The 9,453-nt window shown below is 53.6% G+C and carries 19 protein-coding genes; all 19 read right to left on the bottom strand.

Going from position 1 to position 9,453, the window contains the following annotated elements:
- On the bottom strand, positions 1-255 hold a 255-nt coding region (locus tag FOV68_RS24205; RefSeq protein WP_222104201.1), incomplete at its 3' end, for a DUF5681 domain-containing protein.
- 631 nt (positions 256-886) lie between these two features.
- Positions 887-3,226, bottom strand: a complete 2,340-nt coding sequence (locus FOV68_RS23605) for a VapE domain-containing protein (RefSeq protein ID WP_143991709.1) — start codon at positions 3,224-3,226, stop codon at positions 887-889.
- A gap of 77 nt (positions 3,227-3,303) precedes the next feature.
- The gene (locus FOV68_RS24125; RefSeq protein ID WP_186289780.1) at positions 3,304-3,477 is read right to left on the bottom strand and encodes a hypothetical protein; all 174 of its coding nucleotides are present in this window, start codon (positions 3,475-3,477) and stop codon (positions 3,304-3,306) included.
- 107 nt (positions 3,478-3,584) lie between these two features.
- The gene (locus tag FOV68_RS23600) at positions 3,585-4,505 is read right to left on the bottom strand and encodes a hypothetical protein (protein ID WP_143991708.1); all 921 of its coding nucleotides are present in this window, start codon (positions 4,503-4,505) and stop codon (positions 3,585-3,587) included.
- Positions 4,502-4,630: a hypothetical protein gene (locus FOV68_RS24485; protein WP_255473759.1), complete on the bottom strand. Its 129-nt coding sequence runs from the start codon at positions 4,628-4,630 to the stop codon at positions 4,502-4,504. Before FOV68_RS24485 ends, FOV68_RS23600 begins: the two co-directional genes overlap by 4 nt.
- A 68-nt stretch (positions 4,631-4,698) precedes the next feature.
- Entirely contained in the window at positions 4,699-4,854 is a 156-nt protein-coding gene (locus FOV68_RS24120; RefSeq protein ID WP_186289779.1) for a hypothetical protein, read from the bottom strand.
- A 3-nt stretch (positions 4,855-4,857) separates the two neighbouring features.
- The gene (locus FOV68_RS23595; RefSeq protein ID WP_143991707.1) at positions 4,858-5,133 is read right to left on the bottom strand and encodes a type II toxin-antitoxin system YafQ family toxin; all 276 of its coding nucleotides are present in this window, start codon (positions 5,131-5,133) and stop codon (positions 4,858-4,860) included.
- Positions 5,134-5,391: a type II toxin-antitoxin system RelB/DinJ family antitoxin gene (locus FOV68_RS23590; RefSeq protein ID WP_143991706.1), complete on the bottom strand. Its 258-nt coding sequence runs from the start codon at positions 5,389-5,391 to the stop codon at positions 5,134-5,136.
- 284 nt (positions 5,392-5,675) lie between these two features.
- Positions 5,676-5,819, bottom strand: a complete 144-nt coding sequence (locus FOV68_RS24115) for a hypothetical protein (RefSeq protein ID WP_186289778.1) — start codon at positions 5,817-5,819, stop codon at positions 5,676-5,678.
- 26 nt (positions 5,820-5,845) lie between these two features.
- Positions 5,846-6,523 (bottom strand): phage baseplate protein, encoded by a 678-nt coding sequence (locus FOV68_RS23585; RefSeq protein ID WP_143991705.1) that lies wholly within the window; start codon positions 6,521-6,523, stop codon positions 5,846-5,848.
- Positions 6,510-6,809: a hypothetical protein gene (locus FOV68_RS23580; protein ID WP_143991704.1), complete on the bottom strand. Its 300-nt coding sequence runs from the start codon at positions 6,807-6,809 to the stop codon at positions 6,510-6,512. Before FOV68_RS23580 ends, FOV68_RS23585 begins: the two co-directional genes overlap by 14 nt.
- Positions 6,810-6,819: 10 nt before the next feature.
- Positions 6,820-7,038, bottom strand: a complete 219-nt coding sequence (locus FOV68_RS23575; RefSeq protein ID WP_143991703.1) for a hypothetical protein — start codon at positions 7,036-7,038, stop codon at positions 6,820-6,822.
- 2 nt (positions 7,039-7,040) lie between these two features.
- A complete protein-coding gene (locus FOV68_RS23570) occupies positions 7,041-7,250 on the bottom strand; it encodes a hypothetical protein (protein ID WP_143991702.1) in 210 nt (69 codons plus the stop codon).
- Positions 7,243-7,533, bottom strand: coding sequence for a hypothetical protein (locus FOV68_RS23565; protein WP_143991701.1), 291 nt, complete (start codon positions 7,531-7,533; stop codon positions 7,243-7,245). Before FOV68_RS23565 ends, FOV68_RS23570 begins: the two co-directional genes overlap by 8 nt.
- Positions 7,533-7,973 (bottom strand): hypothetical protein, encoded by a 441-nt coding sequence (locus FOV68_RS23560; protein WP_143991700.1) that lies wholly within the window; start codon positions 7,971-7,973, stop codon positions 7,533-7,535. Before FOV68_RS23560 ends, FOV68_RS23565 begins: the two co-directional genes overlap by 1 nt.
- Positions 7,974-7,983: 10 nt before the next feature.
- The gene (locus FOV68_RS23555) at positions 7,984-8,436 is read right to left on the bottom strand and encodes a peptidylprolyl isomerase (protein ID WP_143991699.1); all 453 of its coding nucleotides are present in this window, start codon (positions 8,434-8,436) and stop codon (positions 7,984-7,986) included.
- On the bottom strand, positions 8,433-8,597 hold the full coding sequence (locus tag FOV68_RS24110; protein ID WP_186289777.1) for a hypothetical protein: 165 nt from the start codon (positions 8,595-8,597) through the stop codon (positions 8,433-8,435). Before FOV68_RS24110 ends, FOV68_RS23555 begins: the two co-directional genes overlap by 4 nt.
- A gap of 344 nt (positions 8,598-8,941) precedes the next feature.
- Positions 8,942-9,256, bottom strand: a complete 315-nt coding sequence (locus tag FOV68_RS23550) for a hypothetical protein (protein WP_143991698.1) — start codon at positions 9,254-9,256, stop codon at positions 8,942-8,944.
- On the bottom strand, positions 9,253-9,453 hold a 201-nt coding region (locus FOV68_RS24200; RefSeq protein WP_222104200.1), incomplete at its 5' end, for a hypothetical protein. The genes FOV68_RS23550 and FOV68_RS24200, both read right to left, overlap by 4 nt.

The raw sequence follows: 9,453 nt of genomic DNA, 5'->3' as shown, positions 1-9,453 counted from the left end.
AAAGCGTACAGGCTTTACCACACTCTTCCAGCGGGGCAGGAGTAGCTTTGCCGCCTGAGGGTCGCCCTGTTTCGCCATTTCGGCCATTTTAAGCACGATCGCCCGGTAGTCATCGCCTGTCAGAACATCGCCAGCGGCAGCTATAGCTTTGGCCTGAACCGCTGTTTTGTTCGTGGATCCCTTTGGTCGGCCTGCATTACCGTTACCGAATCGTCCGCGGGTGTCGCGAATGTCTGGCAGTGGTTTCTTAATCACCGTAATTACTCCGTAAATAACCGTATTTCTAATCTGTATCATGCAAGTAAACCAAACAAGGAAAATCTTACTGATAGCGTTTTGTGGCGCCGGCTGTGGTCACAAAACATTTCCTGTCCGCAGCATTACTACAGGCGCGTCAGATTGTAGAAACAGGCCACAGGCAACGCACGACAGAGGCTGTCAGCGGAAAGAATTGCGCGTCACTTTGTATTTCTCAAAGTGACGCGGCATCGCTCGGCATAAAGAGCACCAGCGCTGCGCGCTCAAATTTTCTGGCCAGAAAATTTTTAAGGTCAGGATCGGCGGATACCTTTTAAAGCGCCGTCGGAAGAGTGAAACAGAGTGAAAGAGTTCAGATGTTCTTTCACTCTTATAACTTGTTGTTTTTAGTCATTAAGTGAAAGAAGTGAAAGAAGTGAAAGAAATATTATTAACTTTGATATCATTAAGGGATGGTAGCTAGGGCAGCGGCGCTCGCTGTAGGGTATACGGTTATCCGTGGGAAAGTCTTTTGTATGCCATTTTCTCTTTCATTCATTCACTTCTTTCACAAGTGATTGATACAAAAAGAAAAGGCCGCCAGAGTTTCTTTCACTCATGGCGGCCTTTTTCACTTCTTTCACTGGTTTTAGTCGTTCAGGTCCTGATCCGGAACGGTTGAGCCGATGATCGGCCACAGATACTCGATGACGCGTTGCCCCGCATTACGGCTTTCAATTTCACCGCGCCGCGTTGCTGAGGCCAGCGCGCGGCCGACGTGGCGCACTCGCTCAGGCGGGAACCCGAGGGAACTGCTTATATCGCGGGACATACGCCAGGCTTTCGCGCACTCGCGATGCTGATGCAGGAATTCCAGTATCGCCTGATCGTATGCGTTCACGTCTTCGTACTGTTCGTTTATCTGGGCCTGTTGCTGTGCCAGATGCGCCGGCATAGAGGTTGTTTCACCGGCCAGCCATTCAGCTTTGATCTGCAGCCAGAACTGCTCCAGTGCTTCCGGCTGGTTACGGTGAGCGATCAGCCCGTCCCACTTCCAGCCCAGCATGCGGTTAATAGCTTCAATGTCTATCTGACCGGTTTCCAGAACTGCAAAGCGCACGTTACCTGATGAGTCTTTCAGAACGCCGGTATCGGCACCGATGTTCGCCGTACCGATGATTGTCCCCTGGCGCGTTTTGGTCTCTTCCATGCGGGCATACGGGCGGCGGAAGCTGTCGGCCATGCTGCTGATATAGGCTTTGACCGCTGGCATATCCTTAACGGTTAAGCGGTCCATTTCGGCCCACTCCTGCACCCAGTGGCTGGCAGCATGGATCAGCGCATCTTTAGAGTTCGGGCTGAAATGCTGGTCGGTGAAGCAGCCAGGCAGGATTTCAGTAATACGGCGGATGGCGCTGGATTTAGCCGCGTTCTGCTGGCCGACCAGCACGGGGACCAGTTTAGAGCTGAACCCTTTTTCGGTGTGCGCTGCAGCGATAGTGGCACGCAGCCAGGCACGCATGACCGGGATCGCATACTCTGGTTCTTTGAAGTTGAAGGTTTTCAGAACATCAGTAACGCGGTCCACGCCGTCCCACTCTTTACCGCTGAGCTGGCGCACGACCGGATGATATGAGACTTCCTCTGCAATCGCCGGGCAGTGAACACGGATAGCACCCTCCGGAACCTTATTGCGCGCCATGGCTGAAGTAAGGAAAGAATCTATCTGCGACGGGCGGCTGATAACGCCTTTAGGGCCGTGCAATTCAATCTGCCCGTTCATCTGATTCACGCAGAGTTTTAGCCCGGATGCTCTCAGAACTTCGCGAACGTTCCCCGAAGTATTGAAGGCGCGGATCAGTTCGCCTTTACTGGTGAAATCACCCTCCAGACTGAGCTGAACGTCGCTGGCCGGGCTAAGGTGCGCGTTACCAGTTTCTGTTACTTCGGCTGAGTCATCGAGATCGGCATCAGTGACGGTCGGGCGCTGATGCGCAGGGAATGCATCAGGGGCGATATCACGGGCCATGAAGATAGGCGCGTTCCACTGTGACAGGATCTGACTTTCAGACGCCCATTTACTGGCGGCTTCGTCCGCATCAATGCTGACGTCTTCCCATAACTGGCGGGCTTTAACTTCGAAGTCTGAACCCTCGAAATTTTTCAGCGCTGAAAGGATCTTAAGCCACTCGGTACGCTCAAGCTCGCCGCCGCCGTTATAGGTACCGTTCTCGCGCAGGAAGTTTATAGCGGCTTCCAGTTCTGGCCAGCGCGACTCATTGAAGCCTTTCAGGGATGCGCCGCCCGCTGCACGCGTAGGCTTATTACTGCCTTTGCGCATCACGGCCAGAATTTCATCAGGGACCGGCAGCAGCTGATCAATGGGCTTGAGGTTGTGCCAGAAAATAGACTTGCCTGGCTTGATGTACATCAGCTGATTACCGGTCTTGAGATCGACAAACTCGTCGAGCTCCCCGGACACGCACATACGGTGTGTATCGGCAGCCCATCCGGTAGCGCGGAAAAGGAAATGCTCAGAATCGCCTGGTTCGTCGAGGTCTGGACGCGCCAGCCGGTGCTGCACCTTTGCCGGCATATGGTCGGCATGGATACCTTTCAGAAAGGCTTTGTTTACCTTCCCTTTGTTGCCGTCGATATCCAGCAGAAGGGCGCCGTCGAGGCGTACTGCGATCATGTTAGCGCCGGACCAGTCGCCACGGTCTGAAGTGAAACCCGGGCGATCTTTAAATGGCGCCAGCGGTGAACCATCTTTTGCTGGGAAGCACGCATAACCCATGCGCGACAGGCGTTCAACGATGTTGCGCAGCTTAGGAAGACTGTCGCTGACGATTTCCCATTCAGGTTTAGCCTTTTTCAATGGGATCACATTGTTAGCGGGCAGGGGCTTTTTGACTTTCTTAGTCGGTGCGGTTACATTTTGTACAGGCTCGGATTGTTTTTCGAGTTTATCGCTGATAACATTACTCATACGAATGTCCTTTTGGCTCGCAGGCTGAATTGGATTCTGAAGGCCCAGGAGCTCGCAACTCCTGGGCCTTTTTGTTTTTACGCTGCTGCATCATTCCGCTGTTCCTTCTTCATGCGGTTATACGCCTCGATCACCAGCACATTAATCATCTGGCTCTGGCTGCGTAGATTCGCCGCGGAAAGTTCATCAAGCATCTTGTACACGTCTTCCGGGGCGCGGTATGTGCTCTGGCGCTGTTTATGAGCGGTCATAGGTCATTCTCCGATTACATTAGTTCTCAGATAAAGTAATACCCACTTGGTTTTGATTCAAGAAAAAGATCAATAAAGTCAATAACTTTATTTTATCGCTGATAAAATCATGCCCATAGTTCAGCCTCAGGAACGGCCAGCTTAAGCCCCGGCATAACGTATTTTGCCGTTATGTCTGTCGAGCTGTGCCCCACGAAATCCGCCGCCCGCTGCAGGTCGAGTCCTCCCGCCGCGCTCGCAATAAGTGACAGACTGGTCTTTCTGCTGGAATAGGCCGAAAGGCGCATAACCCTGACCAGCAATTCGCGGCCGGCGCGCACAACTTTGCGGATCTCCGGAACGATGGCCAGCGCCTCCTGGAATACGTCGCGCAGGGCGCGCCAGAAAAACTGACGGCTGGCGTGCTCGTTCTCACCTGCACGGATGCCGCGCGCACGGTTCCCCGGCATCAGCTGGCGTGCGAACACGTAGTCGAACGGATTACCGCTGCGCCATTCACGCAGCGCGGCTAGCAGGGAGGCGGGTATAGTCTTGCGGTCTATCTTCGGCTTAGCGTCAGCAGCTGCGGCGCTCAGTCGCTCAATAAGCGCGTCTCGCTCATCCTGCGGCAGAGTATCGAGGTAGTCGCCTGGTGACAGTTTCCCGAGCGCCTGCCAGCGTGGGATATCCCCGGCCATAGCGGCCAGTTCGCGAGCTTCTGCAATATGAGCGACGACGACCGCGCGCGCCGCACGGCTGGCCGCAGCTTTCGACTGCTTAGCCACAATGATAGTTACCTCTCCCGTTTCGAGGTTCACGCTATCCCATGCCAGCGCCGCGACGTCATTGGTTCGCCAGCCGGTGCATACAGAAAGCTGCCAGAACAGCCGCAGGAAGGGCGACGAGTGATCGCGCAGGTATGCGTTAACCGCCGCGCGGTCGTCGGCTGAGTGAAGCGCCTGCTTCGTAAATGCGCCCTCGCTGTCAGATGCCTGCATGGCTTTTGCAGAGGGGGTGATGCTTAGTTTTAATTTGGTGATGATGCTCATTTTCCTGCCTCGCTTTCGATTTCACAGAAAAGATTCCAGCCAATAGTTAACGCGCCGCTGAAAATCAGGGCGTCAGGCAGGTGGCGAATTGCAGGCAGGGCTAATAGAATGGCATTTAGATCCATGATCGACTTGTCCTCGATGTGGGTTCAGAGGCCCGGTTAGCTGTTGACGCAGCTGCCGGGCTTTCGCTTTATTTATCCGTGGTGACTTCGTCGCCCCAGACGTTGGTACGGGTCTTCGTCCCGTCGCTGCAGACCTTGTCGTTATTAACATCGATTCGACAGGTCACTTCAGCGGCGCTGGCCCCAAAGGCGGCCAGCATGAGTACGGCTATCAGTGTTTTCATAGGTCAGTAATTACTGAAAATGTCCTGATGAGTTCCGGTTCGTGCAAGCTGCAGGTCATTACCCACCACTTTATAAATAAGTATCCAGTCGCCCTCCATGTGCGCATCCCGGTAACCCTTCCAATCACGCTTTAATGGGTGATCTTCGTAGATTGCCGGGAGAGGCTGCTCATTGACCAGTAACGTGATTAGCGTCGTTAACTTGGTCATATCCTTGCCACGTCTTTGCTGTCTTTTGACGTCTGTCTTAAAAGTGCTTGAAGGAACCGGTTTTAACATTTAGATGCCTAAGTCCTTAAACAGGTCCTCGGCGCTTTCGAAACGTTCACCCTTGCCGCTTTCCAGCTGCGCCATAGCACGGCGAGTAGTAGCGTTTGGCGTTTTTACGTCAAAAGGCAAACGGCCTTCCTCTGCAACGCGCATCATTACCAGGCGGATTACGTCCGATGTGCTGAGGCCCATCTTATCCAGTGCAGCGACGGCTCGGTCCTTCGTATCCTGTGGAATACGTGCTCTTACCAGTGCATCTGCGTTCATGTGTGTTACTCCAATACATAGCGAAGAAATGAAGATTCAAATAAGGAATAAATGAATGAGAGTCGCTCAAGGTCATAATTGTATAGGTTGACGATTGACGACTTCGTCAATTGTAGCCACAACGTGGCCACAAATCAAAAGTTCTTTCAGAAATAAACGAAGAAACGTAGCTTCAATCGCCTACGAAAAATAACTGTCGAAACGAACAAAAGAAAGCGGCTACAGGAGCCGCTAATTGTTCGCATTATTAAAGATCATGCGAAAAGGTCGGTATCGTGATTCGGTTACTTATCGTCTTCAGCGTCCTGCGCTTCCAGCAGCGCGACGATCTTGTCGTACATTTCCCAGGTGAGCACCGGCATAGTTAATGCGCGGTTCGGAGTGTCGGTTTCCAGCGGTTTAACTTGGCTCAATAAAACTACTTTCATTTGCGATTACCTCTGTAGGGAGTGTCTTAACCTTGGCCCGTGCGCTTTGCATCATCGATCTTGTCGAGGATGCTGTTGCGCTGATACATCCATTCGATATCTTTTAGAACGCTGGTCTTCTGTTTAACTGTCGCCTCGGTGCCGCGCTTCTGGCCGGCCTTAACCGTAGAGGCGTCCTGCTTTGATACGACTTTTTTACCGGCAGCATGGGTCGGGGCTTTAGTCGAAGGTGCTACTTCAGTTGCCGGCAGGCTTTGGATATCAGGTTTGAAAAATTGCACCTCGCGAAAGCTCAGCGCAATGGCGATAGAATCCCCCGCCTGGGGCGTTTCTTCATGCGGCATGTTCTGCAGGTACTGGTTCGCATAACTGCCGGTTTTGGTCTGGATGATCAGCGGCGTTGATTTATGGAACGCATTACGCAATGCCGCATAAGTCTGACCGTAATTATCCCCGGTCATCAGGGCTGCAAACTGTATCTCAACCGGTTTAATGATCTTCTGGTCGGCTACCTTGGTGCCATCTTCCAGGGGGTGTTCCATCAGCGTTGACTCTTCACGCACGGTGGCGCGCATTATCCTGGCGTTCTGGAACAGAGCGTTACCCTCTGCGTCCGTAATACGCACTACGTCGCGCGCCAGTGAGCTGCCGATGACGGCTGATGCGGCCTGCGCCGCACCTAATAACTGGTTAAGAATGCTCATGCGGGGCCTGCCTTTTAAGTTCTTTAATCAAAAAATCGTAGTGATCTTTTAGGTGCTTGCGTTCCTCTTCATCGGCTTCCGGGTGTTCGGCATAAGGTGATTCTTCGGACATAAAAAGCAGTAGCTGGGGATCCTGCACGTACTCAGCTGCAATGTAACGGGGCCGGGCGGTGGCGCCGTCATAGAACGAGATATACGTGCCTTCCGGAATATCGGCCAGCGGGGTTTTTTCACCCTTAAAGTCATAAAACTCGCCGTTCAGATAGGTAAAGTGAGGGGTGTGCATTATTGACTCCTTAAAAGGATCGGCGCTGGTCAGCAATCCATGCCAGCGCCTGCTGTAAACGGGACCATTCGCGGACGTTCACGATCTGCATAAACATCCGGCGGTCAAAATGGCTTAACTCCCGCCAGACCTGCTGCGGCGAGTCTCGCCACTGCAGGACACCGCTCTTGTTAAACCGGTATTCAGCGAGCTGCTGTAGCTTCTTTGCGAGGGTTAAGCAATCTTCCATGATTAGAGACCGTGAACGCGTTTCAGGTTAGCCAGCACCTGCAGATGCTCGAGCAGAGGGGCAGGAACCGGAAGGGACAGATCGGCGAGCTTTAGCAGACAGGCTGAGCTGTTTTTGATATCCAGCAAAAACGCCGTTCGCCAGGCATCTCCGCCGATCGTTGGCTGCCCGTAGTGGTAACGGACGTGCAATTTAGTTTGAGGGTTATGCATGGTGGTGACTCCCTAATACATCGGTTAGAAAGGCGTGGAGGTCGCGATAGTGCTGGCTTACCGCCTCGTCGTCGGGATGTGGTTCGCTACCCCGGTATTTACCCTGCGCCATATCCAGCAAAATCGACGGCTGCTGCACGTGCCAGGCGATCAGGTATTCGGTTGTACCGTCCGGCTTAGCGAACGCTACAGAGGCGTTTTGCGGGATATCGCCCAGGTTAACGGGCGAACCATCCGGCGCGAAAAACTCGCCGTTCTGATGGGTGTAGCGTTCGCGGGCCATTAGCGAGCAGCCACTTTGGCCAGTGAGCCTGCGAAGTCTGCTGCGGTGAGCTGGCGACCGCCGTCGCTGGTAGCCATGACCGGCAACAGGTGCTCAACTTCGGCGGCGATGTGGTGAGGCTTCATTCTCTCCGCTTCGCGCTCAGAGATATGGACGCTGCGCAGGAAGCCTGAAGTCACCATGGCCTGATAGCCTGTCTCATCCTTAAGCCATTCCATCTGGGAATCACTCACTACAGTGGTCGAAAAATCGCATTCGTCGGCGGTAGCGACACGTTTGCCGGTTTCAGCATAAATACGCTGCTCCTTCTCCAGGCCTGCGCCGCCGGCAATCGTTACGCGGTCAAGCTCGCGGCCGGGAATGTAGGCATGAGTCGCAGCGGGGTCGCGTTTAATAAAGACCTGGGCGGCGGTAGCTGTAGAAATAATGATGTGTGGCATAGGTTGTCCCTCAGAGATCGTTAATGAATTTGGTGATAGAAACGCGCGATTGTGGCGCTACATCGTCAATAGCCTGGTCAAGGCTCAGCGCGGGGCCGGTGTGCTTCTGGATACCGTCCAGCACGTCATCGAGCGATTGCGGCTGCTCCGGGACAATGCCGTCCAGCACAACGAGCAGCGGCATATTATTTGCGTCGGCTGGCGCTGATGTATCAAAAAGCTGATCGATAGCCCGGGCGTTTAACTGCTGGCTTGATCTGTTCGATTGGAGCAGGGCAGCAGCAATGGCGTTGCCTGCAGTACGGTTGGCGGCGATGTGCTGCCCGCGCTTGAATGCTGCGTCCTGCGCCTTCTGACGCTGTGCCTGCACGGGGCGCAGGGCTGTAGCAACGCCTTTGATCAGATCATCAGAGGTGAAGCTGCGCAGCTTGCCGCCAAATGACTGAATGATTCGTTTACTCATGCTTTCTGCTCCTGGGCTAGTGCGGCAATACCGCGGTCAATGAGCTGGCGCGCGAGCTGCTGCACGTTGCCGTGTCCGTTCTGTGCGGCCAGCAGGCGTGTAATAAACGCAAGTTGCGGCTGAGTGAGCATCACGCGCTGATTCGAAATTTTTTCGTTCATACCTGTTGACCCTTTCGATTTTATCAGTGATAATGTATTAATATTGGGGTATTTACGTCCATGTGTTGATCTATAGCACTGGTTGGGTTACGATTGCAAGCAGTTTCAGCTTTAAAGCTGAAACGTGCGCTAAAAGGTTGTCTTCCTCGTTTCGACAGCCTCCCCGCCAGCAGAGGGCAGCTGGAGCGCCGCGCCCGCAGGCACATAGCTGCGTGGAGTGTAGCCTCAAAAAGCAAAGCCCCGGATCTGACCAGACCGGGGCTTTTTATTGGCAGCGAATTAGTGCCAACATACTTTCTAAGTTACAGATCGGTGCAACGGTCGTGCATCGGTGTATGTTGTAATTATGACTTAGGCGGGTTCTGCTCTTCATACAGTGCGATGGTGTGGCGGCAGGCTGCTTCCAGCATATCTGGGCTGTACTCTTTATACCCGTCACGTCGTTCAGCCAAGACGGCAGAGATAGCGTTACGGCGCTCTTCATCCGTGCCTGCGTCTTCGATTTCCACACGTTTCATATCGAGCTGCGACAGCTCTGTCAGTTCCTTCAGAACGTGTTTAGCCGCGCGGTACTCTTCATCAGTAACTGAACCATCAGCTGCGTAAGGCTTAGGGTAGGCGGCAAGTCTGCGGGACAGGAGCTCAATTTGTTTTCTCATCGGCGGTTCTCCAGGAGTTGGGCCATAGATGCAGTAAGCTGGGCCAGCTGTTCCCGCATCTCCGATACTTCCTCGATCTTAACTATGCCTGACAGCGAGCTGATAATCATAGCGCCTACGTCCGGAGGAACCTCACCGCGGGCGATAGCGTTCGCAACGTCCCTCGCTGCCGTTAAAGGGTCGCTGACGTCCATATC

This window comes from Pantoea sp. paga (assembly GCF_007558755.1).
Lineage (GTDB): Bacteria > Pseudomonadota > Gammaproteobacteria > Enterobacterales > Enterobacteriaceae > Pantoea > Pantoea agglomerans.
The sequence above is the reverse complement of the archived record's forward strand: the minus strand, read 5'-3'. Positions and strand labels throughout refer to the sequence as shown.

Coding starts and splice junctions, on each gene's coding strand:
- FOV68_RS23605 (WP_143991709.1), bottom strand. CDS start 3,226: ATGAGTAATGTTATCAGCGATAAACTCGAAAAACAATCCGAGCCTGTA.
- FOV68_RS24125 (WP_186289780.1), bottom strand. CDS start 3,477: ATGACCGCTCATAAACAGCGCCAGAGCACATACCGCGCCCCGGAAGAC.
- FOV68_RS23600 (WP_143991708.1), bottom strand. CDS start 4,505: ATGAGCATCATCACCAAATTAAAACTAAGCATCACCCCCTCTGCAAAA.
- FOV68_RS24485 (WP_255473759.1), bottom strand. CDS start 4,630: ATGGATCTAAATGCCATTCTATTAGCCCTGCCTGCAATTCGCCACCTG.
- FOV68_RS24120 (WP_186289779.1), bottom strand. CDS start 4,854: ATGAAAACACTGATAGCCGTACTCATGCTGGCCGCCTTTGGGGCCAGC.
- FOV68_RS23595 (WP_143991707.1), bottom strand. CDS start 5,133: ATGTTAAAACCGGTTCCTTCAAGCACTTTTAAGACAGACGTCAAAAGA.
- FOV68_RS23590 (WP_143991706.1), bottom strand. CDS start 5,391: ATGAACGCAGATGCACTGGTAAGAGCACGTATTCCACAGGATACGAAG.
- FOV68_RS24115 (WP_186289778.1), bottom strand. CDS start 5,819: ATGAAAGTAGTTTTATTGAGCCAAGTTAAACCGCTGGAAACCGACACT.
- FOV68_RS23585 (WP_143991705.1), bottom strand. CDS start 6,523: ATGAGCATTCTTAACCAGTTATTAGGTGCGGCGCAGGCCGCATCAGCC.
- FOV68_RS23580 (WP_143991704.1), bottom strand. CDS start 6,809: ATGCACACCCCTCACTTTACCTATCTGAACGGCGAGTTTTATGACTTT.
- FOV68_RS23575 (WP_143991703.1), bottom strand. CDS start 7,038: ATGGAAGATTGCTTAACCCTCGCAAAGAAGCTACAGCAGCTCGCTGAA.
- FOV68_RS23570 (WP_143991702.1), bottom strand. CDS start 7,250: ATGCATAACCCTCAAACTAAATTGCACGTCCGTTACCACTACGGGCAG.
- FOV68_RS23565 (WP_143991701.1), bottom strand. CDS start 7,533: ATGGCCCGCGAACGCTACACCCATCAGAACGGCGAGTTTTTCGCGCCG.
- FOV68_RS23560 (WP_143991700.1), bottom strand. CDS start 7,973: ATGCCACACATCATTATTTCTACAGCTACCGCCGCCCAGGTCTTTATT.
- FOV68_RS23555 (WP_143991699.1), bottom strand. CDS start 8,436: ATGAGTAAACGAATCATTCAGTCATTTGGCGGCAAGCTGCGCAGCTTC.
- FOV68_RS24110 (WP_186289777.1), bottom strand. CDS start 8,597: ATGAACGAAAAAATTTCGAATCAGCGCGTGATGCTCACTCAGCCGCAA.
- FOV68_RS23550 (WP_143991698.1), bottom strand. CDS start 9,256: ATGAGAAAACAAATTGAGCTCCTGTCCCGCAGACTTGCCGCCTACCCT.